The organism is Kribbella capetownensis, from assembly GCF_004331485.1.
GTDB lineage: Bacteria > Actinomycetota > Actinomycetes > Propionibacteriales > Kribbellaceae > Kribbella > Kribbella capetownensis.
The window spans coordinates 159516-183360 of sequence record NZ_SJKD01000009.1 but is presented as its reverse complement, the minus strand read 5'-3'; the positions used below and the strand labels follow the sequence as shown (position 1 = coordinate 183360).

At 69.3% G+C, this 23845-nt stretch carries 26 protein-coding genes; 16 read left to right on the top strand and 10 right to left on the bottom strand.

The window, feature by feature from the left end; all coding sequences use genetic code 11:
* Positions 1-124: 124 nt before the first annotated feature.
* Both E0H75_RS33930 and E0H75_RS33925 read left to right on the top strand, forming a co-directional pair.
* Positions 125-2161 carry a sensor histidine kinase gene (locus tag E0H75_RS33930; RefSeq protein WP_165554208.1) on the top strand — a complete coding sequence of 679 codons (2037 nt, stop codon included), beginning with the start codon at positions 125-127 and terminating at the stop codon, positions 2159-2161.
* Positions 2158-2802 (top strand): response regulator transcription factor, encoded by a 645-nt coding sequence (locus tag E0H75_RS33925; protein ID WP_165554206.1) that lies wholly within the window; start codon positions 2158-2160, stop codon positions 2800-2802. Before E0H75_RS33930 ends, E0H75_RS33925 begins: the two co-directional genes overlap by 4 nt.
* On the opposite strand, the gene E0H75_RS33920 is transcribed toward E0H75_RS33925, so the two are convergent.
* Positions 2799-3923, bottom strand: a complete 1125-nt coding sequence (locus tag E0H75_RS33920) for an ROK family transcriptional regulator (RefSeq protein WP_131517796.1) — start codon at positions 3921-3923, stop codon at positions 2799-2801. The genes E0H75_RS33925 and E0H75_RS33920 overlap by 4 nt on opposite strands.
* A gap of 74 nt (positions 3924-3997) precedes the next feature.
* On the opposite strand from E0H75_RS33920, the gene E0H75_RS33915 reads away from it, so the two are divergent.
* Complete coding sequence (locus tag E0H75_RS33915; protein WP_131517795.1) at positions 3998-5092, top strand: Gfo/Idh/MocA family protein; 1095 nt, start codon at positions 3998-4000, stop codon at positions 5090-5092.
* A gap of 19 nt (positions 5093-5111) precedes the next feature.
* Positions 5112-6119, top strand: coding sequence for a sugar phosphate isomerase/epimerase family protein (locus E0H75_RS33910; protein WP_131517794.1), 1008 nt, complete (start codon positions 5112-5114; stop codon positions 6117-6119).
* Positions 6120-6170: 51 nt separating this feature from the next.
* On the opposite strand, the gene E0H75_RS33905 is transcribed toward E0H75_RS33910, so the two are convergent.
* Positions 6171-6890 (bottom strand): MerR family transcriptional regulator, encoded by a 720-nt coding sequence (locus E0H75_RS33905; protein WP_131517793.1) that lies wholly within the window; start codon positions 6888-6890, stop codon positions 6171-6173.
* A 48-nt stretch (positions 6891-6938) separates the two neighbouring features.
* Between E0H75_RS33905 and E0H75_RS33900 the strand changes: the two genes are divergently transcribed.
* Positions 6939-7190: a hypothetical protein gene (locus E0H75_RS33900; protein WP_131517792.1), complete on the top strand. Its 252-nt coding sequence runs from the start codon at positions 6939-6941 to the stop codon at positions 7188-7190.
* On the opposite strand, the gene E0H75_RS33895 is transcribed toward E0H75_RS33900, so the two are convergent.
* Positions 7187-8347, bottom strand: a complete 1161-nt coding sequence (locus E0H75_RS33895; protein ID WP_131517791.1) for an MFS transporter — start codon at positions 8345-8347, stop codon at positions 7187-7189. The two genes, E0H75_RS33900 and E0H75_RS33895, sit on opposite strands and share 4 nt — an antisense overlap.
* Before the next feature lie 52 nt (positions 8348-8399).
* Between E0H75_RS33895 and E0H75_RS33890 the strand changes: the two genes are divergently transcribed.
* Positions 8400-9176, top strand: coding sequence for a DeoR/GlpR family DNA-binding transcription regulator (locus tag E0H75_RS33890; protein ID WP_202873307.1), 777 nt, complete (start codon positions 8400-8402; stop codon positions 9174-9176).
* Complete coding sequence (locus E0H75_RS33885; RefSeq protein ID WP_238163429.1) at positions 9173-10342, top strand: MFS transporter; 1170 nt, start codon at positions 9173-9175, stop codon at positions 10340-10342. The genes E0H75_RS33890 and E0H75_RS33885 overlap by 4 nt, the downstream gene beginning before the upstream one ends.
* Here the strand turns inward: E0H75_RS33885 and E0H75_RS33880 are convergent.
* Entirely contained in the window at positions 10326-11438 is a 1113-nt protein-coding gene (locus tag E0H75_RS33880; RefSeq protein WP_131517789.1) for a trans-sulfuration enzyme family protein, read from the bottom strand. The two genes, E0H75_RS33885 and E0H75_RS33880, sit on opposite strands and share 17 nt — an antisense overlap.
* Entirely contained in the window at positions 11428-12168 is a 741-nt protein-coding gene (locus tag E0H75_RS33875; protein ID WP_131517788.1) for a TetR/AcrR family transcriptional regulator, read from the bottom strand. The genes E0H75_RS33880 and E0H75_RS33875 overlap by 11 nt, the downstream gene beginning before the upstream one ends.
* Before the next feature lie 108 nt (positions 12169-12276).
* Here E0H75_RS33875 and E0H75_RS33870 point away from each other — a divergent pair, with 108 nt between their 5' ends.
* The 3 genes from E0H75_RS33870 to E0H75_RS33860 all read left to right on the top strand — a co-directional run bounded on the left by E0H75_RS33870 (position 12277) and on the right by E0H75_RS33860 (position 15163).
* Positions 12277-13494 (top strand): cytochrome P450, encoded by a 1218-nt coding sequence (locus E0H75_RS33870; RefSeq protein ID WP_131517787.1) that lies wholly within the window; start codon positions 12277-12279, stop codon positions 13492-13494.
* A 58-nt stretch (positions 13495-13552) separates the two neighbouring features.
* Positions 13553-14683, top strand: a complete 1131-nt coding sequence (locus tag E0H75_RS33865) for a D-alanine--D-alanine ligase family protein (protein ID WP_131517786.1) — start codon at positions 13553-13555, stop codon at positions 14681-14683.
* Between the two features lie 171 nt (positions 14684-14854).
* A complete protein-coding gene (locus E0H75_RS33860; protein WP_238163456.1) occupies positions 14855-15163 on the top strand; it encodes a dihydrofolate reductase family protein in 309 nt (102 codons plus the stop codon).
* Here the strand turns inward: E0H75_RS33860 and E0H75_RS33855 are convergent.
* From E0H75_RS33855 to E0H75_RS33840, 4 genes are all read right to left on the bottom strand, one after another.
* A complete protein-coding gene (locus E0H75_RS33855) occupies positions 15133-16335 on the bottom strand; it encodes an RNA polymerase sigma factor (protein ID WP_131517785.1) in 1203 nt (400 codons plus the stop codon). The genes E0H75_RS33860 and E0H75_RS33855 overlap by 31 nt on opposite strands.
* 5 nt (positions 16336-16340) lie before the next feature.
* Positions 16341-16757, bottom strand: coding sequence for a YciI family protein (locus E0H75_RS33850; protein ID WP_131517784.1), 417 nt, complete (start codon positions 16755-16757; stop codon positions 16341-16343).
* A gap of 122 nt (positions 16758-16879) precedes the next feature.
* Entirely contained in the window at positions 16880-17344 is a 465-nt protein-coding gene (locus E0H75_RS33845; RefSeq protein ID WP_131517783.1) for a DUF3515 domain-containing protein, read from the bottom strand.
* A 32-nt stretch (positions 17345-17376) separates the two neighbouring features.
* A complete protein-coding gene (locus E0H75_RS33840) occupies positions 17377-17613 on the bottom strand; it encodes an Lrp/AsnC family transcriptional regulator (protein WP_170990044.1) in 237 nt (78 codons plus the stop codon).
* 139 nt (positions 17614-17752) lie between these two features.
* On the opposite strand from E0H75_RS33840, the gene E0H75_RS33835 reads away from it, so the two are divergent.
* Genes E0H75_RS33835 through E0H75_RS33825 form a run of 3 tightly spaced genes read left to right on the top strand, consistent with a single transcriptional unit; the run spans position 17753 to position 20131 of the window.
* A complete protein-coding gene (locus tag E0H75_RS33835) occupies positions 17753-18715 on the top strand; it encodes a thiamine-phosphate kinase (protein ID WP_131517782.1) in 963 nt (320 codons plus the stop codon).
* A 1-nt stretch (position 18716) separates the two neighbouring features.
* Positions 18717-19526 (top strand): bifunctional hydroxymethylpyrimidine kinase/phosphomethylpyrimidine kinase, encoded by an 810-nt coding sequence (gene thiD / locus E0H75_RS33830; protein ID WP_131517781.1) that lies wholly within the window; start codon positions 18717-18719, stop codon positions 19524-19526.
* Positions 19523-20131, top strand: a complete 609-nt coding sequence (locus E0H75_RS33825) for a DinB family protein (protein ID WP_131517780.1) — start codon at positions 19523-19525, stop codon at positions 20129-20131. The genes thiD and E0H75_RS33825 overlap by 4 nt, the downstream gene beginning before the upstream one ends.
* Here E0H75_RS33825 and E0H75_RS33820 read toward each other — a convergent pair.
* Entirely contained in the window at positions 20121-21278 is a 1158-nt protein-coding gene (locus E0H75_RS33820) for an ROK family transcriptional regulator (protein WP_131517779.1), read from the bottom strand. The two genes, E0H75_RS33825 and E0H75_RS33820, sit on opposite strands and share 11 nt — an antisense overlap.
* 48 nt (positions 21279-21326) lie before the next feature.
* On the opposite strand from E0H75_RS33820, the gene E0H75_RS33815 reads away from it, so the two are divergent.
* The 3 genes from E0H75_RS33815 (at position 21327) to E0H75_RS33805 (ending at position 23803) form a co-directional block, all read left to right on the top strand.
* On the top strand, positions 21327-21950 hold the full coding sequence (locus E0H75_RS33815) for an HAD-IA family hydrolase (RefSeq protein ID WP_131517778.1): 624 nt from the start codon (positions 21327-21329) through the stop codon (positions 21948-21950).
* 8 nt (positions 21951-21958) lie between these two features.
* The gene (locus tag E0H75_RS33810; protein WP_202873306.1) at positions 21959-23203 is read left to right on the top strand and encodes an MFS transporter; all 1245 of its coding nucleotides are present in this window, start codon (positions 21959-21961) and stop codon (positions 23201-23203) included.
* A gap of 117 nt (positions 23204-23320) precedes the next feature.
* Complete coding sequence (locus E0H75_RS33805) at positions 23321-23803, top strand: GNAT family N-acetyltransferase (RefSeq protein WP_131517777.1); 483 nt, start codon at positions 23321-23323, stop codon at positions 23801-23803.
* Positions 23804-23845 lie beyond the last annotated feature (42 nt).

Genomic DNA, 23845 nt, shown 5'->3' with positions numbered 1-23845 from the left:
AGCGTCGGGCCGGACCGGCCCCAGCCGGCAGGTGCACGGCTCACGTCCTGATCCGGAGATCCTCCTGGGTGCCATGGGGGCGTGCCCCTATCCGCCTGTGGGTTCGCGGACTGATGATGAGCCAGTGAGCACCACCTCGGCGAGGACGGGCCTGGCCGACCGCCGGTTGCGGTCGGTAGCCCTCGCGGTGCTCGCTGTGGCGTGGGCGCAAACCGTCATCACCGTGGTCGGGGCAGCGGCTTCGGGACTGAGCTGGACCCGGCTGATCGATCTCTTCGTAGTGACCAATGCCCTGATCGGGATCTGTCTGGCGTCGACGGGCTGGCCGATCGCGAACCGCCATCCGCGCAACCTGGTGGGCTGGTCGCTGCTTGCCGGTGGCTTGTTCTACGGTTCGACCGCGTGCGGGACCAGCGTGCTCGCGTGGCTGGGAGAGTCCAGCACGTTCTGGCGTTGGTTCGCCACGCTGACGAACGGCGGCTGGACCTGGACCTTGGCGACGTTCCTGCCGTTGTCACTCGTGCTTTTTCCGGACGGGCGGTTGCCAAGTCGTCGCTGGCGTTGGGTCGTCGTGGTGCTCGTGGTCACCGGAGTCACGTGGACAGCGTCGGCGGTGCTGGATCCGAAGGGCGGACTGACGAGCGAGCTGGGCATCCCGGGCTATCCGGCCTGGTCCGGGTTCGGGCAGATCGTCTGGCTGCAGAACGCCAGCTCGATCGGGCTCGCGGTCGGCTACCTGTCGGCGCCGGCCGCGGTCGTCGTCCGCTACCGGCGCGGCTCCGAGCAGACCCGCCGGCAGATCCTCTGGTTGCTGCTGGCAACGATCCTGATGGTCGGCTGTTTCGTGGTCGCGAGCGCGGCCGGATCGGAGTCGCTGCTCATCGGGGTGCTGCCGATCCTGCTCGTCCCGGTGGCCATCGCGATCGCCATCCTGCGGTACCAGTTGCTCGACATCCGGCTCGTGGTCTCGCGATCGCTGCTGTACCTGCTGCTCACCGGCGGAGTCGTGGCCGGCTATCTGGCACTCGTCCTCCTGCTGGACCGGACAGTGCGCCACCAGGTCTCGCTCAACTCGTCGGTTCTCGCCACCCTGGTGATCGCGCTCGCCTTCAACCCCGTGCGGGTCTGGTTGCAGCGGTTGATTCATCGGGCGTTCTACGGCGCACGGAAGGATCCGGTGCGGGCGATGGCCGAGGTCGGCGCCCGGCTCGGTACGGCGGCCGGCTCCGGGCTGGACGGCGTACTGGAGGCGCTGTGCCGGGTCATGCGCTTCCCGGCGGCCGCTGTGGTCGTCGACGGCAACCAGGTGTCGGCGCACAGCGAGTTGCCCGCCGTCCGGCACGCGATCGAGCTCAGGTCCGGAAGCGAGCGGCTTGGTGAACTCGTCGTCGGCCTGCGTTCGGGTGAACAGCGGCTCGCTCCGGCAGACGAGCGAGTCCTCACGCTGCTGGCGGCTCCGCTTGCGGTCGCGGTGCAGGCGAGGCGGCTGGCCGATCAGTTGCGGGACTCCCGGGAACGGGTCATCTCCGGCCGTGAGGAGGAGCGCCGGCGGATCCGCCGCGATCTGCACGACGGGCTCGGTCCGGTGCTGACCGCGGTGGTGCTGAACGCCGACGCGGCGTTGCGCCTGCTCGACCGGGATCGCGAGCGGAGTTCGGTCCTGCTGGTGAGTCTGCGCGACCTGACGATCGGGGCGGTCGAGGAGATCCGCCGGTTGGTGGACCAGTTGCGGCCGCCCGCGCTGGACGGACTGGGTCTGCTCGGTGCGCTTCGGGAGTACGCCGTGACCGCGGGCCGGCGCAGTGACGGCGGCCCACTCGGCATCACGGTGGACGCGCCGCCTGAGGTGGGCGAACTGCCCGCGGCGGTGGAGGTCGCGACGTACCGGATCGTCACCGAGGCGTTGACGAATGTGATCAGGCACTCGAACGCGACGTCGGCCGGGGTCCGGCTGTCGGTGCAGAACAGGCGGCTGTCGATGGAGGTGCGGGACAACGGTGTGAACGACGGGCCGGAGTGGCAACCCGGGGTCGGGCTCACGTCGATCACCGAGCGGGCGGCCGAGCTCGGTGGCGAGTGCGACATCCGGTACGACCGGACCGGGTGCACGGTCAGCGTCGTACTCCCGTTGGGGCCGTCCGTCCTGGAGGTGCGGGCATGACGGTGCGGATCGTGGTGGCCGACGACCACGGCATCGTCCGGGAAGGCCTTGGCGCCCTGCTGTCCGCGCACGACGGATACGAGTTGGTCGGTACGGCGGCCGACGGGGCAGAGGCGGTTCGTTCGGCTGTGACGCTCCGGCCCGACGTGTTGGTGATGGACATCCAGATGCCGGGAATGTCCGGGATCGACGCAACCCGCGAGATCGGTCGGGTCGCGCCGGACGTGGCCGTGGTGATGCTGACGATGTTCGACGACGACGAGTCGGTGTTCGCCGCGATGCGCGCCGGTGCCCGCGGATATGTGCTGAAGGGTGCGGCACCGGACAACGTGATTCGGGCCATCGCCGCGGTCGCCGCCGGCGAGGCGATCTTCGGACCGGGGGTCGCTCGCCGGGCGCTCGCCTACCTGTCCGGGCCCCGGCCGGACGAGCCCGCGTTTGCGGAGTTGACGCCGCGCGAACGCGACGTGCTGAACCTGATCGCGGGTGGACTCGGCAACGCTGCGATCGCTGCCAGGCTCGGCGTCGCGAACGCGACCGTCGGCAACCACATCACCAGTATCTTCGCGAAACTGCAGGTGGCCGGCCGGGCCGAGGCGATCATCCGGGCTCGCTCCGCTGGTCTTGGTGATCCCGGCTAAACGGCGAGGGCGTGCTGGAGTACGAGGGTTGCGGCGCCACACAAGGCGGCGTCCTGACCTGACCGGCTGGTGGTCACGTGCAGGTCGGTGGTGGCCAGGGGCAACGATCTGGCGTAGATCGCTTCCCGGATCCCGGCCAGCAGGCTGTCGCCGGACTGGGACAGTGAGCCACCGATGACGATGACCGACGGGTTCAGCAGGCTGACGGCCGCGGCCAGGACAGTGCCGATCTCGCGGCCTGCTTGCCGGACCGCTGCGGTTGCGGCGGTGTTGCCGGCGCGGACGAGGTCGACGATGTCGTGACTGCCACCGACGTGCAGTTGGGCGGCGATGGCTGCGGCCGACGCGACCGCCTCGAGACAGCCGGTGTTGCCGCAGCGGCAGAGCTCGGTGCGACCTGGTGCCTGGACGTGCCCGATGTCGCCGGCCGCGCCGTTGGCGCCACGATGCAGCCGGCCGCCGCTGATGACACCGGCGCCGATGCCGGTGGCGACCTTGACGAACAGGAGATGCTCGACGTCGGCGTACTCGGTGGCGTGTTCGCCGAGGGCCATGATGTTCACGTCGTTGTCGACCAGGACCGGCGCCTTCAGTTCGTGTTCGAGCCGGCCGACCACGTCGTAGGAGTCCCAGCCCGGCATGATCGGCGGATGGTTCGGGCGGCCGGTGCTGTGCTCGACCGGTCCAGGCAGTCCGACTCCGGTGCCGGCAAGGTCCTTGACCGAACGCCGCGCGGCCTTCAGCAACGACCGTCCGGTCTGCGCGATGGCAGTCAGGACCACCTCGGGTCCTTCGGCGATGTTGAGCGGCGTGGTCGACCGATCGAGGATCTCGCCGGTCAGGTCGGTGAGCGCGACGGACAGATGCGTCGCGCCGACGTCCGCGGCCAGGATCAGCCGCGCGGTCGGGTTGAACCGGAACCGCGCCGGCGGGCGACCACCGGTCGACGCTGCCTCACCGGACGGTACGACGAGCCCCGCCGTCAGCAATTCCTCGATCCGGCCGGTCACCGTGGACCGGGCCAGGCCGCTGAGGTCGATGAGTTCGGCGCGGGTCCGGGGCTGCCCGTCCAGGAGCAACCGCAGCACGGCACCGGTGCCCGCCGTACCCAGATCGCTCATCGCAGCACTTCCGTCGTTGGACCGATGGACTTTTGCTTGACAGGGTTCAAAAGTGTCACATAGCGTCCTTCGACGTGTCCACCAGTGCGCGCAAGCTCCGGGTCGGGATCGTCGGCGGCGGCTTCATGGGCCGCGTTCACGGCAGGTCGGCCCTGGTGGCCGGAGCCCAGGTGGTCGGTGCGATCGGATCCAGCCCGGCTCGCGCGGAGGCGGCGGCCGAGGCGACCGGCGCCGAGCGCGGCTTCGCGACTCTGGACGAGCTGCTTGCCGCCGACATCGACGTCGTCCACGTCTGTACGCCGAACAACACGCACCTCCCGGTGACGCTGCAGGCACTCGAGGCCGGCAAGCACGTGATCTGCGAGAAGCCGCTGGCGACTTCGGCGCAGGACGCGGCCGGTCTGCAGGCAGCCGCTGTCGACGCCGAGCGCGTTGGAGCCGTGCCCTTCGTCTACCGCTACCACCCGATGGTCCGCGAGCTGCGGACCCGGATCGCTGCCGGCGAGGCCGGAGTGATCACCAGCCTGCACGGGTCGTACCTGCAGGACTGGCTGGCCGGTGTGGACGACCAGAACTGGCGGGTGGACGACCAGACCGGCGGTCCGTCCCGGACGTTCGCCGACATCGGGTCGCACTGGTGTGACCTGACCGAGTTCGTCACCGGTGACCGGATCGCGGCGATCAGCGCGCAGCTGCGAACCGTCCGGGGCGAGCGTGGTGGCGTGCAGGTGCGCACCGAGGATCTGGCGACCGCGCAGTTCCGCACCGAGGCCGGAGTGGTCGGCACGATCGTCGTCAGCCAGGTCGCCGCGGGCCGGAAGAACCGCCTGTATCTGGAGGTCTCGGGGACCGAGTCGAGCTTCGGCTTCGACCAGGAGGACCCGGATCGCCTCTGGGTCGGCCGTCGTGCCGCCTCGCAGTTGCTGACCCGGGACCCGGAGACGCTCAGCCCGCCTGCGGCCCGTGTGAACCGGCTGCCGGCCGGGCATGCGCAGGGGTACCAGGACGCGTTCGACTCGTTCGTTGCCGACAGCTATGCCGCCGTACTGGGTGATCGCCCGGACGGTCTGCCCGATTTCGCCGCCGGTGCCCGGTCCGCCCGGCTGGTCGACGCCGTACTGCGGTCGGCCGCGGACGACAGCGCCTGGACCACCGTCGAGAACTCTTAATCGCTGAGGAGTCAGTCAGATGCCACGTCCGATCACGTTGTTCACCGGTCAGTGGGCCGACCTGCCGTTCGAGGAGGTCTGTCAGTTCGCCTCCGAGGCCGGGTACGACGGCGTCGAGATCGCCTGCTCGGGTGACCACTTCGACGTCCAGCAGGCGGTCGACGACGACTCGTACGTCCAGGGCCGCAAGGACATCCTGGCCAAGTACAACCTGCAGGTGTTCGCGATCTCGAACCACCTGGTCGGCCAGGCCGTCTGCGACAACCCGATCGACTTCCGGCACCAGGCGATCGTGCCGTCGCGGATCTGGGGCGACGGCGATCCCGAAGGCGTCCGGCAGCGCGCCGCCGAGGACCTGAAGAACACCGCCCGCGCGGCCGCCAAGCTCGGCGTGAACACCGTCATCGGCTTCACCGGGTCGTCGATCTGGCAGTACGTCGCGATGTTCCCACCGGTGCCGGCCGAGCGGATCGATGCCGGGTACCAGGACTTCGCGGACCGGTGGAACCCGATCCTGGACGTGTTCGACCAGGAGGGTGTGCGGTTCGCGCACGAGGTGCACCCGTCGGAGATCGCGTACGACTACTGGACCACCACGCTGACTCTCGAGGCGATCGGGCACCGTGAGGCGTTCGGCCTGAACTGGGATCCGTCGCACATGGTGTGGCAGGACATCGACCCGGTCGCGTTCCTGTGGGACTTCAAGGACCGCATCTACCACGTCGACTGCAAGGACACCCGGATGCGCGTCGGCGGCGGCCGCAACGGCCGGCTCGGCTCGCACCTGCCGTGGGGCGACCCGCGCCGCGGCTGGGACTTCTACTCCACCGGCCACGGCGACGTGCAGTGGGAGGACTGCTTCCGTGTCCTGAACGCGATCGGCTACGACGGCCCGATCTCGGTCGAGTGGGAGGACGCCGGCATGGAGCGCAAGGTCGGCGCCGCCGAAGCGGTCAACGTCATCCGCAAACTCGCCTTCGACAAGCCCGAAGCCGCCTTCGACGCAGCCTTCGCCACCGACAAGTAGTTGCGCTGGGCGTGTCTCCTCGCTGCGCTGCAGGCAATGAGGAGGCGCGCCCTAGCCGAGGCGGCGGCGGATCAGTTGGTCGAGGCGTTGCCAGGCGGGCGAGGAGGCGTTGACCGTGTTCTGCAGGAGTTGGGGGAGGTTGGGGTCGATCGCCTGGCCCGGGAGATCCGAGCCGTAGCGCTCGATGCTCGCTGCGACGATCCGGTCGGCGAGATCGACCAGTGTTGGGTCGTCCGGTTCCAGGTCGCGGGCGCGGTCGTACTCGAGGTAGAGCTCGCGCAGTGCCGGCTCGGCCAGAGCGCCGGCCTGATCCCTGAAGAGCTCGTCCCCGGTCTCCGGGTAGGTGGCGAACACGATGATCCACAGATCGCGCTCCATCGCCACCCACTGCGCACTGAAGCCCAGCTCAGCCAGACCCCGCAGGTGTACGTCGACCTCGGCCGGGAGCAGCTGTACGTCGCCTGAGGCAAGCTCGCGTAGTCGGGCTTGGGTCGCTTCCAGGCCACGGATCCGGTCGGTCAGATCGTCGTCGATCTGCTGCAGGGCCGCGGCCAGTTCCTGACCTGCACCCAGGTTGCGGATTGTCGCCAGCGGAACACCGGCCTCGGCGAGCGTCCGGATCCGGAGCAGGTCGACCACCGCCTCCGCGCCGTACCGCCGGTAGCCGGACGAGTCGCGGTCGGGCTCGGGCAGTAGGCCCTTGGCGTGGTAGACGCGGATGGTCTTGGTCGACACCCCGACGTACTTGGCCAGCTGTCCGATCGTGAGCACACGGCCATTGTTGACCTTGCCCTAGGGGCAAGGTCGCATCATCGATCCATGAGTGACTGGGACACCCTGCGCGCGCTCGCCGACGAGGGGAACGAGAAGGCGATGGACCGGCTCGCCGATCTGGCGGATGGGCGGTCTGAGCTGGACGTTCTGAACGAGTTGCTGGACGAGGGGAATGAGCGGGCGGGGGAGCACCTCACGCGGCGTGCGGCTGCCGCGAAGCATCTGCTGGAGCTGCAGCGGATCAGCGACGCCGGCTACGAGGAGGCGGGGGAGGTGCTCAACCGCCTGCTCGACTAGGCGCGGACGCGGGGCTTGGTGCGGAGGACTGGGGCGAAGACAGCCAGGGCGACGGTGAGGAGGGTGACGACCATGAACGAGACGGTCAGGTTGCTGGCCTGGGCGATGCCGCCGATGATCGACGGCGCGACCAGGCCGGAGGCGTACGTGATCGTGGCGACGCCCGCGATGGCCTGACTCGCGTTGGTGCCGGTCCGTCCGGCCGCGGCGAACGCGAGCGGTACGACGACCGCGATCCCGATCCCGACCAGTCCGAACCCCAGCATCGCGACGGCCGGGACAGGCGCGATGACGACCAGTACGCCGCCCGCCGTCGCGATCACGCCACTCCAGCGCACCGTCCGTACGGCGCCGAAGCGGTCGACCACCGCGTCACCGGTGATCCGTGCGATCGCCATCGTCAACGCGAAGCCCGTCGTCGCACCCGCGGCGACCCCGGCCGTGCTGTCGAGGACGTCGCGCAGGTAGACCGCCGACCAGTCCAGGCTCGCGCCCTCCGCGAACACCGCGCAGAACCCGACCGCACCGATCAGCAACGCCGACCTCGGCGGCAGCGCGAACCGCGCCGGCGGCTCCTCGTCGTCGTCCGGGTGAATGTTCAGCACGAACTGGCACACCACAGCGCCGATCACCGTCAGGACGATGGCCGCCGCCACATGATGGACCTGCGCACTGAGCTCAGAGTGCGCCGCCACGGTGCCGACCGCGGCCCCGAACAGCGCACCGAGACTCCACATCCCGTGCAGGCCGGACATGATCGATTTGTTCAGCCGATGCTCCACCTCGACCCCGAGGGCGTTCATCGCTACATCGGCCATCCCCGACGTCCCCCCGTACACGAAGAGGGCGGCGCACAGCAGCAGCAGGTTCGGAGCGAACGACGGCAGGATCAGCGCGAGCGTCCACAACGCCAGCAGACCCCGCAATGCGTTCCGCGTCCCGAAGCGGTGGGTGACCCGGGCGGCCATCGGCATCATCAACGCCGCACCCAGCGCGGGGAAGGCGAGCGCGATCCCGAGCTGCCCGGCTGATAGTCCGGCGTGCTCCTGGATCCACGGCACCCGGGTCGCGAACGATCCCGTCACCGAGCCGTGCACGCAGAAGACCGCGGCCACGGCGTACCGCGACCGCCTGACCAGCGTGGTGTCATCAGTCACAAGCGAACAGACAATCTGTTTGAACGATCAGGCGGATGGTAGATTTCTGCGCGTGAGGAGTGCAGAACGGCATCAAGTGATCGTAGAACGACTTCGGGGCGTTGACCGAGTCTCGGTCCAGGAACTGGTCGAGGCTACCGAGTCGTCGGACATGACGATTCGCCGCGACCTCGACTTCCTGGCCGCCCAGGGTGTCCTCAAGCGGGTCCACGGCGGTGCCGTCCCGGCGATGGCCTCGGGCGTCGAGCCGCCGTACTCGCTGCGGGCGCAGGCCGCCGTCGCCGCCAAGCGTGCGATCGCGCGCGCCGCGGTCGAGCACATCCACGACGGCGAGACGATCGTCCTCGACAGCGGTACGACGGCGCTCGAGGTGGCCAAGCTTCTGCACGATCGCGCGGTGACGGTCATGCCGCTGTCGCTGCACGTCGCGCACGAGTTGGCGGACGCGCCGCGGATCCGGCTGCTGATGCCCGGGGGAGAGGCGCGCCGCGGCGAGCTTGCGCTGGTCGGTCCGCTCACGGTCGCCTCGCTGCGCGCGTTGCGTTTCGACCTCGCCGTGCTGAGCCCTTGTGCGTTCAGCCTCGACGCGGGACTGACTGCGTTCGACCTGGGCGACGCCGAGGTCAAGCAGGAGGCAATGGCCGTCGCCGCTCGCTCGATGGTGCTGGCCGACGGCGCGAAGTGGGATCGCGCCGCGCTGGCCTACGTCTGTCCGGCCGACTACCCGGACCTGATCATCACCGACCCGACCGCGCCGGAGGAACAGCGCACGCTGCTGGCCCAACGCGGCGTACTGATCGAGGTGGCCGCTTTGGAGGACGTTTCTTGACCGCCACCGATCTGCGTTCGCAGACCGCACCGCCAAGAGCCGCTCGCGTCGCCACCTGGCTGTACTTCGGCCTGAATGGGTTCGCCGTCGGCATGTGGGTCGTCCACATCCCCAGCATCGAGCACGCCGCCGGCATCTCGCACCCCACGCTCGGGCTTCTGCTGCTGGTCCTCGGTGGCGCCGCGTTCACCGGCATGCAGGTGGCCGGTCCGCTGGTGGACCGCCTCGGCCAGCGACGGCTTGTGCCTGCGGCCGGTGTACTGCTCGGCATCGCCCTCGCTGGTCCCGGCCTGGCGACGAACTGGTGGACGCTCGGCCTGACGCTGATTCTCATCGGCTTCGGCAACGGCTCGATCGACGTCGGGATGAACGCTCAGGCGGTGGTGGTGGAGCGCGGCTACCCGCGCCCGATCATGGCCGCCTTCCACGCGATGTGGTCGATCGGCGGCGCCATCGCAGCGCTGATCGGTGCCGCCACGCTGCGAGCCGGCGTACCGATCGAGGTCACCCTCGGCGTGGCGGGGGCGCTGTGCATCGTGATCGCCCTTGCCGCCAGCCGGTTTTTGATCGAGGCAACCACCGACGAGAACGACGAGCCGGCGGAGGAGCGGGCGAAGCCGCCCGGCAAGCTGGTCTGGGCGCTCGGCGGGCTCGCGTTCGGCCTGATGCTCGCGGAGGGCGTGGCCAACGACTGGGCCGCGCTGCATTTCCGCGACATCCTCGGTACGTCGGTCAGCACGGCGGCCTACGCGTACGGCGCCTTCGCGGTGGCGATGACCGTCGGCCGGTTCCTCACCGACCGGGTCGCCGCGGTCGTCGGGCCGGCGGCGATCGTCCGGTGGGGTGCCGCGATGGCCGCGGTCGGTCTGACCATCGTGATCGTCGTTCCGTGGGTGCCCGTCGCCCTCTTCGGCTGGGCGTTGTTCGGTCTCGGCCTGGCCGGCGGCGTACCGCAACTCTTCACCGCCGCCGGCAACCTCGACCCGCGCGCCGCCGGCGCCCTGATGGCCCGCGTCGTCGGACTCGGGTACGTCGGCCTGCTCGCCGGCCCGGCGCTGATCGGTGGGCTCGCGCACTGGATGCCGCTGAACATCGCGTTCATCCTGCCGCTGGTGCTCTGCGTGCTGACGTTCCTCGGTGGGCCGGTGCTCAAGTCGCGGTCTTGAGCGCGTGCGCCAGATCGGCCCAGAGGTCGTCGGGGTGCTCGATCCCGACGGCCAGCCGGATCAGGTCCACCGGGATCGTCTCGACCTCCATCGCCCAGCGGCGACGGCGTTCGAGCATCGACTCCACGCCACCGAGGCTGGTCGCGTGAACCCACAGCTCGGTGCTCTCACAGACCCGCTGGGCGTACTCAGCATCGCCGCCGAGCTCGATGGACAGGATCGCGCCGAAGCCGGACATCTGCGCGGCGGCGCGGGCGTGGCCGGGGTCATCCGGCAGGCCCGGGTACCGCACGCGGCTCACGCGTGGGTGCTGAAGGAGACGCTCGGCCAGGAACGCGGCGTTGGACTGTGCGCGCTCGAGCCGCAGCGCGAGTGTTCGCAGGCCGCGGAGGCCTAGCCAGGCTTCCATCGGACCGGGGATCGCGCCGCTGCCGCGGCGGCGGAGCTCGATCGCGGCCCAGAGGTCCTCGTCGGCGGTGACGACCGCGCCGAGGATGACGTCGGAGTGGCCGGCGATGAACTTGGTTGCCGAGTGCATCACGACGTCCGCGCCGAGCTTGAGCGGCTGCTGCAGGAGCGGGGTCGCGAACGTGTTGTCGACGACGACGGTTGCGCCGGCCGCGTGACCGGCGGCCGAGAGCGCGGGGATGTCCGCGACCTCCATCGCCGGGTTGGTCGGCGACTCGATCCAGAGCATGTCGGCGCCCGCGACCGCTTGGATGACGGCGTCGGTGTCCGCGATGTTGACCTTGTCGACGTGCAGGCGGCCGGATGCTGCGTGCTGGTCGAGGAGCGCGAGGACACCGGAGTACGCGTGCTGTGGTGCGACGATCCGGCCGCCGACGGGGACGAGATCGCAGACTGCCGCGACCGCAGCCATTCCGGAGGCGAAGGTCAGTCCGCGCCCGCCTTCAAGGGCGCCGAGGGTCTCCTCGAGTGCGGTCCAGGCGTCGTTGCCGAACCGTCCGTAGCCGCGGTCGCCGCCCGCGACGTACGTCGAGCTGAACACCGGCGAGTCGCCGACCGGCGCGTTCGGCACGCGCTCGGGGCGGCCGGCGTGGACGACGACAGTGAAGGGATCGAGATCAGAGGCCATACGGCGAATTGTTCCGCCCGCCGTCCGCGTCGCTCCGGGCGGGGGAGGACGGGAGCGGGCCGGGCAGCTGCGGACCCGCGGCGGGGAGGGGGATGCCGCCGCTGCGGAGCAGGCTCATCGCGCGACGGGCCAGCACCTTGACCTCGGTGTCGTCCGGGTTCTCGACCCAGATCCGGACCACCGTCTCGATGATGTTCATCGCGATCCCGGCCGACAGCGCCGCGGTGAACTCGACCTGCTGCGGATCCGGACCGATGCCGACCCGTTGGCGGTCCAGACCGGCCTCGGCGCGTTGGCGGGGCGGGCCGGAGAGGCGGCGGACCAGTTCGTCGGTGAGGTCGTTGCGGAACCGCCAGATCAGCTCGTTCAGGTGGGCACTCACCGACGCGGTCTGTCCGGCCAGGTCGAACACCGCGCGCACCCGCTGCGGGTTGCTCTCGAGCCGCTCCAGCACCCGCTCGATCACCGACTGCAGGCCGTCGGGCAGGGCGATGACCACCGGCTGCCCGCGGAACCAGCCGACAGCGTCCATCAGGCAGTCCTCGACGAACTCGAGGACGAGCGTCTCCTTGGTCGGGAAGTACCGGTACAGGGTGCTCGGACCAACCTCCGCGGCGGCGGCGATCTGTTCCACCGTGGTCCGGCCGAAGCCGTGGTCGGTGAACAGCTCGAACGCCTTGTCCGCGATCAGCCGGCGGGTCCGCTCCCGCTTGAGTTCGCGCAGTCCCATCTCCACCTCCGCGGGCAGAGTATCGGTTGGCCGACTCGCCAGTACGATTCCCAGTCGGCAGTCTCAGTCATATGGTAGTCGCTACCAGAATCTGCCGAAAGGGTGCCGATGACCGACACGTTCCCCGTCAACCGCCCGTCCGGGTGCCCGTTCGACCCCGCGAGCGAGTACGCCGCACTCCGCCGTACCGAGGGACCGTCGAAGGTCTCCACCCCGGCCGGCGTCGACGCCTGGGTCTTCAGCCGGTACGACGACGTACGCACGGTGCTGCGTGACGACCGGCTGAGTTCGCGGTCGGCGCCGTCGGACCACGTCCGGGTGGACGCCGACCTCGATCGGCAGGTCGACTCGGGCTCGGTCCTGCACAACGACGGCATGGCGCACCGACGCTTGCGCCGGTTGCTGGCGACCGAGTTCGCGGTGAAGCGGATGGAGGCGCTGCGGCCGCGGATCGTGCAGATGATCGAGGACCACTTGGATGCGATGCTCGCGGCGGGCGGGCCGATCGACCTGGTGCAGGCGTTCGCGCTGCCGATCCCGTCGCTGGTCATCTGCGAACTGCTCGGCGTGCCGTACGCGGATCGGGACGAGTTCCAGCAGCGGAGCGCGGTGCTGGTCGCGATCGACCGGGATCCGGACGAGATGATGCGTGTCAGCGGCGAACTGAACCAGTACATCGTCGGTCTCGTGCTCGCCAAGCGGGCCGAGCGTGAGGACGACCTGCTGTCCCGCCTGATCACCCGCGCCGAGGAACAGGGCGAGCCGCTGACAGTGCCCGAGCTGGTGTCGATCGGCATCACTCTGCTGATCGCCGGTCACGAGACGACGGCGAACATGATTGCCCTCAGCACCCTTGCGCTGTTGCGCAATCCGCAGCAGCTCAAGGCTCTGCGCGCGGATCCGTCGCTGGCGTCGTCCGCTGTCGAGGAGCTGCTACGGTACCTGTCGGTCGTTCAGTTCGGCGTGTTCCGGCACGTGACGGAAGACCTCCCGGCCGGCTGTCAGACGATCGAGGCGGGTGGGTTCCTGGTCGCGGCGCTGTCGTCGGCCAACCGCGACGAGCGGGCGTTCCCCGACCCTGATCGGCTCGAGCTGACTCGCAAGGCGGCTGGCCATGTGGCGTTCGGTTTCGGTCCACACCAGTGCCTCGGACAACAGCTGGCCCGGGTCGAACTGCTGGAGGTGTTCACCCGGTTGTACCGGCGGATCCCGACGCTGCGACTCGCCGTACCGTTCGAGGAACTCGAGTTCAAGGACAACACCTTGGTGTACGGCGTGACCGCGCTCCCGGTCACCTGGGACGCGCCGCTACCGTCCGAAATCTGAACAGCTCTTAACCGAACCCAGATCGGAACCTGATCGCCGGGCCGCTACAGTCGAGCCGGTGAGTGAGTACTCGAGGGAACAACGCAAGCCCCGCGTCGCTGTGGTCTTCGGCGGACGGTCGAGCGAGCACGCCATCTCCTGTGTGACCGCGGCCAACGTGCTGCAGGCGATCGACCGCGACGTCTACGACGTGGTCCCGGTCGGCATCAGTACCAGCGGTCACTGGGTGCTGGAAAGCGGTGATCCGGAGCGGCTGTCGATCACCGACGGCAAGCTCCCGGAGGTCGACGTCACCGCGATGCCGGTGCTGTTCGGCGCGAACCGCGAGCTCGTGGTGAGCGAACCCGGCACAGTGCCGAGCACGCTCGGCGAGGTCGACGTGGTGTTCCCACTCCTGCACGGTCCGTGGGGCGAGGACGGCACCATCCAGGGCCTCCTCGAGATGTCAGACATCCGCTACGTCGGCTCCGGCGTACTGTCCAGCGCGGTCGGCATGGACAAGCACTACATGAAGGTCGTCTTCCAGGCCGCCGGCCTCGAGGTCGGCCCGTACGTCGTGATCCGCGACCGCGACTGGATGCGCGACGCGGAGGCCTGCCGCAACGCGGTGGACGAGCTCGGATACCCGGTGTTCGTGAAGCCGGCCCGCGGCGGGTCGAGCCTGGGCATCAGCAAGGTCAACAGCCGCGACGAACTCGACGACGCGATCGTCGAGGCCCGCGCCCACGATCCGAAGGTGATCGTCGAGGCGTCGGCGAACGACCCGCGCGAGATCGAGGTCGGCGTCCTGGGCGGCTTGGACGGTGCTCTGCCGGAGGTCAGTGTCTGCGGCGAGGTCGCGGTCTCCGGTGGTGGGCACGACTTCTACGACTTCGAGACGAAGTACCTGCCGGAGGGTGAGGAATACCTCGCGCTCTCGGTGCCGGCCGACCTCCCGGCGGAGGTTGCCGCGGACATCCGCGCGAAGGCTCTGACAGCCTTCGACGCGATCGAGGCCGAGGGTCTGGCCCGGGTCGACTTCTTCCTCGACGCCGACGGGCGGGTCGTGATCAACGAGATCAACACGATGCCCGGCTTCACCCCCACGAGCATGTTCCCCCGCCTGTGGGCCGAATCCGGCATCGACTACCCAACCCTCGTCAACCGCCTCCTCACCCTGGCCCGAACCCGCCCCACCGGCCTCCGCTAACTCCCTTCCCAGCCGTCCAGAGCGCCTCTCGCCCACCAGGGCGTGACTCGTCTTTCAGGGCCGCCCTCGTTCTTCTGGGCGTGAAAGGGGCCTGAAAGCCGGCCGGCCTACGGTCGCGGGCGTGGGGTTGACCCGCTGGTGACGTACGTCTCCGACGGGATCGTGAGCGCGATGAAACAGGCCAAAGCAGCCGCCGGCGACCGCGACGTCCAGGTCCGCGGCGGCTACACCGGCCAACGCGCCCTCGAGGCCGGCGTCCTCGACGAGATCCAGATCCACCAGATCCCAGTCCTCCTGGGCCGAGGCCACCGCCTCTTCGACCTCCTCCCCACCGAAACCGAACCAAAGATCATCCGCGCAACAGACACCCCCAAGCCACCCACATCCGCTACCAGATACTCACCCCCACCCCACAGCCATAGCCACCGCCGGTCGATTCCCCACCGCGGTCAGAGGCGCTTGGCTCGGGTGTGGAGGTAGCGCTGTTGGGGGAGGCTGGTGGTTTTGGTTGCTGCTTCTTCGTAGGCGGCTCGGGCTGCTGCGGTGTCGCCGGACATTTCCAACAGGTGGGCGCGGACGGCTGACAGGCGGTGATCGTTGGCGAGGAGGTCGTCGTCTTCGATGGTGCTTAGTTGCTTCAGACCTTCGTCCGGGCCGCGCGTCATCGCGACCGCGACGACGTGGTTGAGCGCGACCATCGGGTTGTCGGTCAGTTGGAGCAGGACCTCGTACAGCGCAAGGATCTGCGGCCAGTCGGTCTCCTCGGCCGACGCAGCCTCATCGTGTACGGCGGCGATCGCAGCCTGCAGCTGATATGGACCCGCCGGACCTCGCGGCAGCGCTGTGGTGATCAGCCCCACTCCTTCCTCGATCAACTCAGAGATCCACAGCGTCCGGTCCTGCTCGTTCATCGGAACCAACTCACCCAACGGTCCCGTCCGCGCCGGCCGACGCGCGTCCGTCAGCAGCATCAGCGCGAGCAACCCAGTCACCTCGCTGTCGTCCGGCAGCAACCGGTGCAGCATCCGCCCCAGCCGGATCCCCTCCGCCGACAACTCGACCCGTTGCAGACTCGGCCCCGTCGTACTCGCGTAGCCCTCGTTGAAGATCAGGTACACGACCTTCAGTACCGCGCCGAGCCGCTCGTCCCGATCCGCCGGCAGGGCGAACCGCGCACCGCTGTCGCTCACACTCGCCTTCGCCCGGGTGATCCGCCGCGTCATCGTTGCCTCCGGCACCAGGAACGCGCGAGCGATCTCCGCGGTGGTCAGACCGCCGACCGCCCGCAACGTCAACGCGATCTGCGACGCCGGCGACAGCGACGGGTGGCAGCACATGAACAGCAGGATCAGCGTGTCGTCCGTGTCCGCGATTGGCTCGCTCGGACCGGAGGCCCACTGCGCCACCCGGTCCTCGCGCCGCCGCCGAGCCTGCTCCCGGCGGAGCAGATCCGTCAGCCGGCGCGAGGCCACCGAAATGAGCCACCCGCGCGGACTGTCCGGTACGCCGTCCTCCGGCCACTGCTGCGCCGCGGCGAGCAGTGCCTCCTGCACCGCGTCCTCCGCGGTGCCGAAATGCCCGTACCGCCGGACCAGCGCCCCGAGCACCTGCGGCGCCAGTTCACGCAGCAGGTCCTCCAGAGCTGCCGGCATGACGATCAGTCCAGCAGTTCGTCTTGGCCCTCGACCAGGGGCCGGATGTCGGCGTACGCGGTCGCGCGGACGAACTCGGGCGCCGGAGTGTCGGCGAGCCTGGAGGCGATCTCGGTCGCCCGGTCGAAGGACTCGCACTCGACGATCCAGTACCCGGCGAGCACCTCCTGGGTCTCGGCGTACGGACCGTCCGTCACCACCGAGGCTCCGTCCTTCGAGCCGAGCCGCCTGGTGAGCACCGGCGCGGCCAGCGCGCGGGTCTCGACCAGCTCACCGGACTCGGCCAGGTCCGCGTTGAACTTGTCCATGAACGCGCCCATCGCGGCGAAGTCCTCGGCAGTCCAGGCCGGCTTGCCCGTGTCCTTGCCGGACATCCCGTCGTAGTCCTGCTGCGACGCGTAGGTCAGGATCATGTACTTCATCGGAATCTCCCGTCGTCCGGGCACCCATCGTGGGCGCCTCTCAGCCGATACGTCGCCCCCGCCGGACCGAACCGGACACCGAGTGCGGACGAATTTCCTTCTCGACAGGGAGTATGCCGTCGTCAGGTACAGGGAGTGATGACTTTGTCGAACCTGTGGATAGCGTCCGAAACGTCGGTCAGTGCGTTCGCCTCCGGGCTGTACTTGGCCGGGACCGCGACCTCGACATAGACCTTGCGGCCGATGGTCGTGAAGATGACCCCGTTGCCGGCCTGCTTGGCGAACCAGCCGACGCCGTTCACCTCGAAGCACTGCGACTGCGCCTCGGCCATCCCCGCCGGCGGGGCGACTCCACAAGTGACCTCGATCGGCGGATCGCCGTACGCGGTGGTCAGCGGGCTGGGCGGCTTGGTCTTGCGGCGGTCGGCGTCCAGCACCTTGCCGGGCAGCGCCGCCACCAGCGGCTCACAGACCGCAGCGACCTCGGGCGCTGGAGACGGTACGGCGACGGGCACGGCGCCTGGACTGCACGCGGCCAGGACGACCAGACCGGTCAGACCGAGTGCAGCGAACAGGACCTTGGGCATGCTGAAGGACGGCGGGACCTCGGGCAACCAGCTCAGATGTGAACGACGGGACAGGTCAGGGTGCGGGTGATGCCAGGCACGTTCTGGACCCGGGCAACCACCAGCTTGCCCAGTTCGTCGACGTTGCGGGCTTCCGCGCGGACGATCACGTCGTACGGACCGGTGACGTCCTCGGCCAGGGTGACACCCTGGACCTCGGCGATCTGTGCGGCGACGTCGGCCGCCCGGCCGACCTCGGTCTGGATCAGGATGTAGGCCTGGACCACCACGTCGTTCTCCACTCAGTCGTCCTCAGCTGGCTCCGGCCGCGCTGGCTGCAGGGGTACTGCGCGACGGCCGGGCGTACTCTTCGTTGCCCGGTCACGGTACCGCCTAGACTCCCACTGGCGATATGGGAGGTCTGCTGACGTGACAGAGACGTTGGGGAGCACGGGTGAGTTCGGCCTGATCGAGGCCGTCACCAAGGGGCTGTCCACAAGTGAGGACGTCCTGGTCGGGCCTGGTGACGACGCGGCTGTGGTGGCGGTGCCGGACGGGCGGATGGTGATCACGACCGACCTGCTGGTGGAGGGCCGGCACTTCCGCCGGGACTGGTCGTCGGCGTACGACGTGGGCCGCAAGGCCGCTGCGCAGAACCTGGCCGATGTGGTGGCGATGGGCGCGCGGCCGACCTCCATGGTGGTCGGCTTCGGCGCACCGCCCGACCTGGCGACCGCCTGGGCACTGGAGCTCAACCAGGGCCTGGTGGACGAGTGCGAACTGGTCGATGTGCACATCGTCGGCGGCGACACCGTCCAGTCGGACAAGATCGTGGTTTCGGTGACAGCCTTCGGGTCGCTCGACGGCCGCGCACCCGTGCTGCGCTCCGGTGCGCGCCCAGGTGACGAGGTCGCCTACATCGGCCGGTTGGGCTGGGCCGAGGCCGGCTATACGGTCCTGACCCGCGGCTTCCGTTCGCCCCGGTCCGTGGTGGAAGCGCACCGCCGCCCGCAGCCGCCGTACGCCGAGGGTCCGCGGGCCGCACTGGCCGGTGCGTCGTCCCTGTGTGATGTGAGCGACGGACTGCTCTCAGACCTCGGCCACATCGCGACCCGGAGTCAGGTGGTCATCGACGTACACTCGCACGCGCTGGCCGTGCCGGAGCCGCTGCAGGCGGTGGCGGCCGCGACAGGTGTGGACGCGCTGAAGTTCGTACTGACCGGTGGTGAGGACCACGCACTGGTCGGCACCTTCGAGCCCGCGGACGTGCCCGAGGGCTGGACCGTCATCGGTTCGGTTGCTGAGGGCAACGAGGAACGGCCGGCCGGAACGGTCACCGTGGACGGCGCGGCGTACGCCGAGGAGTCCGGTCACGCCCACTTCAGGAGCTGAGATGAGTCGATTGCCCAGGGTGCTCACGATTGCCGGTTCGGACTCCGGCGGCGGAGCGGGGATCCAGGCCGACCTCAAGTCCATGCTGGCCAACGGTGTGCACGGCATGAGCGTGCTGACCGCGATCACAGCGCAGAACAGTCTCGGCGTGCAGGGTGCGTGGGAGCTGCCGGAGGAGCAGGTCCGCGCCCAGTTCCACAGTGTGGTGGACGACATCGGTGTGGATGCGGTCAAGACCGGCATGCTGGCCTCTGCGCGGATGGTCGGCGTGGTCGCGTCCCTGCTACGGACGCTGCCGCCGGCCGTGCCGGTGGTGGTCGACCCGGTATCGGTGTCCAAGCACGGTGATGCGTTGCTGGCCGCTGACGCGATGGACGCCGTACGGACCGAGATCGTGCCGCTGGCAACCGTCCTGACGCCGAACCTGACCGAGCTCGGACCGGTCGCCGGAATCGAGTTGGAGACCATCGAGGACCGTGAGCTCGCCGCCAAGCTGCTCATGGACGCCGGAGCCACGTGGGTCCTGGTGAAGGGCGGCCACGACGTCGGTACGGCGGCAGTGGACGTGCTGCACGGTCCAGGGGTACGACGGTCCTACAGCGCGGTCCGGGCAGACAACCGGCATACCCACGGCACCGGATGCACCCTGGCCAGCGCCATCGCGTCGTACCTGGCGCGTGGGTACGACGTACCGAGTGCAGTCGGTGCTGCGAAGGAGTACGTGACCGGGGCGATCGGAGCCGGGTTCGCACTCGGTGGTGGAATCGGTCCGGTCGATCACGCGTGGAGATTTCGAGGGAGTGGCAGTTGACGAAGCAGCAGCCCCCGGTGGACGGGTACTGCGAGCAGTGCGGCTTCAACTACGACACGGGTGACCTGCAGGGCACGGTGACCCTGCTCATCCGGCAAGCGGCGGACTGCAGCATGGCTCTGACCAAGGCTGCGGCCGGTCCGGATCCGAGCGTCGTACGGCTGCGGCCGGAGCCCGACGTCTGGTCGGCCATCGAGTACGCCTGCCACGTCCGCGACGTACTGGAGGTGCAGCGATTCCGGATCGCGCAGTGCCTGGCGGAGGACCGGCCGGTGTACGCGCCGATGGACCGGACCGGTCGGGTGAAGCAGCAGAAGTACGAGGACCAGGACCCGATGGAGGTGGCGGCCGCGCTGGTGCGGTTCGCCCGAGAGTTCGGTGCGGCTGCACGGGTGCTGACTCCGCCGCAGCTGGGCAAGCTCGGCCTCTACAACTACCCGGTGCGTGCGCCGCGCACGCTGGGCTGGATCATTCGCCACACTGCCCACGAGATCCAGCACCACCGGCTCGACCTCATCACCATCCTCGCGCAGGTGGAGCCGCCGATCGTCTCCAAGGCGAAGCCTGAGCCGCCTCCCGCAGTGGAGGAGACCACTACTGACTAGCGGCCCAAGTCGCGATGGAGGGCTCGCTGGTGAGGTGGTCGAGTGCCAGCGCTGCCGCACCGCGGAGCGGGCCGTCTGGTTGGTGCGTGGCTGACAGGACCGGTGGGGGAGTGCTGCGGTGGAAGGTCATCAGGCCGGCTAGGTAGGCCTGCTCGAACGAGGTCTCGGCGGCAGCGCGGAGTGGGATGGCCAGACCGCCCAGCGTGACCACGTCGGGGTCGTGTGCGTTGACCAGACCGGCGATTCCGGTGCCCAACGCTGTGACCACCTTGGCGACTGCGCGGGCCGCCGCACGGTCTGTGCGGCGGAGCACAGCCTCGGCGTAGGCGTACGGATCGTCCGGTGCAGCCTCCTTGAGATGCCTGGCCAGGGCACGCCCGTCGATGTCTAGGTCCCAGCAGCCGCGTGCACCACACGGGCAGAAACGGGTGCGATCCCCGAACGGGACATGTCCGTACTCACCGCCTGCACCCGACGCTCCCTGGGCCGGCACGCCGTCGATGATCAGCGTGCCGCCGAGACCCACCTCCACGATGAGGTGCAACGCCGTACCGGCTCCCGCGGCCGCGCCCGTGCGCGCTTCGGCTACACCGCTCAGCGTCGCGTCGTTGCCGGCGAGTAGCGGAATGCCGGTGCGGGCTGTGACTGTCTCGAGGTCAAGCTCGGCCCAGTCCAGCGTCGGCGCCTGCATCAAACGGTTGTCCCGGATGGTGCCCGGCGCTGCCAGGCTCACGACGCGCAACCGAGCGCCGTACTGCCGGTGTGCGCGCTCCACCTCTTTCTGCAGGTTGCTGAGCACGACCTGTGAGCGCCGACTGCGGTGCCGCCTGGACTGCTGCTCCACGAACGACCCGTCGAGCGCGACCACAGCACTCCGCCAACTGCCCTGCCGCAGGTCCAGTCCGAGCGCCACAGGCCCTTTTGGATGCGCCCGCAGTACCGTCGTCGGCCGTCCACGCCCCTGACTGGGCGCCGGTGCCTCGGTGAGCAGCCGTACGTCGCGTAGCCGAGCGGTCACCTCAGTGGCCGAACTCGTGCTCAGCCGCAGCTCCCGCGCTACCGCGGCGCGCGTGATCCCGGGCTGCCGGCTCACCCGCATCAGTACGTCGGAAGCCGTCTGCCACTGTCCCCGGCGCACTGGAGTCATAGCACCCTTCTACCTTATGCTCGTGGGACGAGTTTAATTGGAGGGGTGATGGGGCTTCCCGACATCCGCGCGGTGCTGTTCGACATGGACGGCACCCTGGTCGACTCCGACGGCGCGGTCGACCGGACCTGGACGCTCTGGGCGGAGGAGTACGGCGTACCGCCGGCTGACGCACTGGCGATCGCTCACGGCAGCCCGTCCGAGGCGACGATCGCTCGGCTGCGGCCCGATCTCGGTCCGGCGGAGGTGTCCGCGGCCGCGGCGCGTCTGCTGGATCTGGAGTGTGAGGACCTGACCGACGTCGTGCCTGCACCTGGTGCCCATGAGTTGATCGAGGTACTGGAACGGCTCGGTCTGCCGTGGGCAGTCTTCACGAGTGCGTCCACCCGGCTGGCGAAGGTCCGACTCGGCGCTACCGGGATCTCGCCGTCGATCTTGGTCACCGTCGACGACGTCAGCCGCGGCAAGCCGGATCCGGAGGGGTATCTGCGGGCCGCCGAGCTGGTCGGCGTACCTGCTGAACAGTGCCTGGTGGTCGAGGACACCGAGGTCGGACTGGCCGCCGGACGCGCGGCCGGCGCGGTCACGGCCGGTCTGAAGGGTACGACCGCCGACATCGAGCTGCCCGACCTGCACCGCCTCGTCACGCTGTTCACCGCAGCAGTCGAATGAGCGCAGAGATGTCTGCCGTACGGATCCGCCAGGATGAGGTCCAGATCGGAATCGGACTGTCGTCGATGGGGTTCGTGCTGGCCGGACTGGGAGCCTGCATCGCGATCCTGGCGCGCGATCTCGACGAACCAACCAGTCGGTTGGCTCTGCTGTCGTCGGGTTTCGCGATCGGCCTTCTGATCGTCGCGCTGGTCGGCCCGCGGCTGCTACGCACCTGGCCGATCCCCACCGTCCTCGCACTCGGCTCGGTCGTCTGCTCCGCCGGCATCGTGCTCCTCGCACTGGCCCCCGTGTACGCCGTGGCGGTCGCAGGCGGGCTGTGTATCGGCCTGGGCGGCGCACTGCTCGTCCTGGTCGCCCCACTGATGCTGAACGGTCCCACAGCGGCCGCCCGCCTCAGCCGGGTCAATGCGGTCGCCAGCGGCACCGGCATCCTCGCCCCACTCGCCATCGGCGCCCTCGACTCACTAGGCCCCACTGGCCGCCTCGCCATCCTGGCCGCTGTTCCACCCCTACTCCTGCTAGCTGTTCTCACCTGGCGCTCGGCCGCACCATCGCCTCCGGTCAGGAAGGCGCCCGTACCCGTGCTCATCGACTCGGCGCCGGCAGTCGGCCTCGGCAAGCGGTGGACCGGACGCGGTCTCAAGGGTCTGGTGCCTCGCCAGTTGGGGCGGGCGGTGGTTCTGGACGTCGGTCGCGGCTGGCTGCGGATCGTGCTGGCCGTCTCGGTCGAGTTCTGCTTCGTGGTCTGGGCGGTGGCCCGCTTGGTCTCCACGGGGTTGCCGACGGCAACGGCTGCCCTGCTGGGGAGTGCCTTCCCCATCGGCATGGCGGTCGGCCGGGCGATCGGCCCGATCCACTGGCGCGCGTGGTCGCCCGTCGTCCCCAGTGGGCTGCTGGCGGTCGCGGGCACGTTGCTCGTCAGTCTGTTCGACTCGCCCGTGACAGTGGCGCTTGGACTGGGGGTGGCCGGCTTCGGCATCGCGCCGCTCTACCCGGTCACCCTCGCCGCGCTGGTCGCGACACCAGGTCTCAGCCCCGCACGCCTCGCCGCCGTCGGAGCCCTCGCCTCCGGCGTCGCCATCCTGATCGCCCCCGCTGTCCTCGCCGTACTGGCTCGAGTTCTCGACCTCCGTACGGCGTACCTCGTCACCCTCCCGCTGCTCGCAACCCTCTTCGTCCTGAGCCGCCGGCCGAGACGCTCTCGGCATCAGCACGCATCGGCGACGCTGGGCTCGGAGCACGTAGCATGACGTGCATGGAGTGTTTCGCCGCGGGACGTACTCGCCGCTGAAGGTCGACCCGTCGCAGCGCGAGCTGCGAGGTGGGTCACGCGCGCCCGATTCCCTTCAGTGCGAGAGGCACACTTCATGTTCATTCGTTCGTACGTCCACTCTGATCTGGCCCGGCTCATCGAGTTCACCATCGAGACGTTCGGCCCGTTCTACGAGGAGTCGTTCCGTCCGCTCGTCGGCGAGACGATCTTCGGCATCCAGCACGGCAACTGGCGCGACGACTACCACAAGCAGGTCGCCGGGCTGCATGATCCGGACCAGCACAAGTACGTTGCGATCGCCGAGGAGAGCGGCGTACTCGCCGGGTATGTGGCTTGGGCAGTCGAGCCCGACCGGCGGCATGGCGAGGTGACCATCCTCGCCGTCGCGGCTCAGCACCGCCGGGCGAACATCGGCACCGCTCTGTGTGAGCACGCCTTCGACGGAATGCGAAGCCTGGGCGCGGAAGTCGTCAAGATCGGCACCGGTGGCGACGACTTCCACGCCCCCGCCCGAGGCTTCTACGAATGCCTCGGCTGCGTCAAACTCCCCGTCGCCGTCTACTACCGCACTCTGTAGGTCGGCAGGTACGGCCGTGAACACCTTCTGGTGACTGCGCAC

Excerpts from the sequence above, each read along its gene's own strand:
- E0H75_RS33925 (WP_165554206.1), top strand. The coding sequence starts at position 2,158 with ATGACGGTGCGGATCGTGGTGGCCGACGACCACGGCATCGTCCGGGAA.
- E0H75_RS33920 (WP_131517796.1), bottom strand. The coding sequence starts at position 3,923 with ATGAGCGATCTGGGTACGGCGGGCACCGGTGCCGTGCTGCGGTTGCTC.
- E0H75_RS33910 (WP_131517794.1), top strand. The coding sequence starts at position 5,112 with ATGCCACGTCCGATCACGTTGTTCACCGGTCAGTGGGCCGACCTGCCG.
- E0H75_RS33900 (WP_131517792.1), top strand. The coding sequence starts at position 6,939 with ATGAGTGACTGGGACACCCTGCGCGCGCTCGCCGACGAGGGGAACGAG.
- E0H75_RS33880 (WP_131517789.1), bottom strand. The coding sequence starts at position 11,438 with ATGGCCTCTGATCTCGATCCCTTCACTGTCGTCGTCCACGCCGGCCGC.
- E0H75_RS33875 (WP_131517788.1), bottom strand. The coding sequence starts at position 12,168 with ATGGGACTGCGCGAACTCAAGCGGGAGCGGACCCGCCGGCTGATCGCG.
- E0H75_RS33870 (WP_131517787.1), top strand. The coding sequence starts at position 12,277 with ATGACCGACACGTTCCCCGTCAACCGCCCGTCCGGGTGCCCGTTCGAC.
- E0H75_RS33860 (WP_238163456.1), top strand. The coding sequence starts at position 14,855 with ATGAAACAGGCCAAAGCAGCCGCCGGCGACCGCGACGTCCAGGTCCGC.
- E0H75_RS33855 (WP_131517785.1), bottom strand. The coding sequence starts at position 16,335 with ATGCCGGCAGCTCTGGAGGACCTGCTGCGTGAACTGGCGCCGCAGGTG.
- E0H75_RS33850 (WP_131517784.1), bottom strand. The coding sequence starts at position 16,757 with ATGAAGTACATGATCCTGACCTACGCGTCGCAGCAGGACTACGACGGG.
- E0H75_RS33845 (WP_131517783.1), bottom strand. The coding sequence starts at position 17,344 with ATGCCCAAGGTCCTGTTCGCTGCACTCGGTCTGACCGGTCTGGTCGTC.
- thiD (WP_131517781.1), top strand. The coding sequence starts at position 18,717 with ATGAGTCGATTGCCCAGGGTGCTCACGATTGCCGGTTCGGACTCCGGC.
- E0H75_RS33820 (WP_131517779.1), bottom strand. The coding sequence starts at position 21,278 with ATGACTCCAGTGCGCCGGGGACAGTGGCAGACGGCTTCCGACGTACTG.
- E0H75_RS33815 (WP_131517778.1), top strand. The coding sequence starts at position 21,327 with ATGGGGCTTCCCGACATCCGCGCGGTGCTGTTCGACATGGACGGCACC.
- E0H75_RS33810 (WP_202873306.1), top strand. The coding sequence starts at position 21,959 with ATGTCTGCCGTACGGATCCGCCAGGATGAGGTCCAGATCGGAATCGGA.
- E0H75_RS33805 (WP_131517777.1), top strand. The coding sequence starts at position 23,321 with ATGTTCATTCGTTCGTACGTCCACTCTGATCTGGCCCGGCTCATCGAG.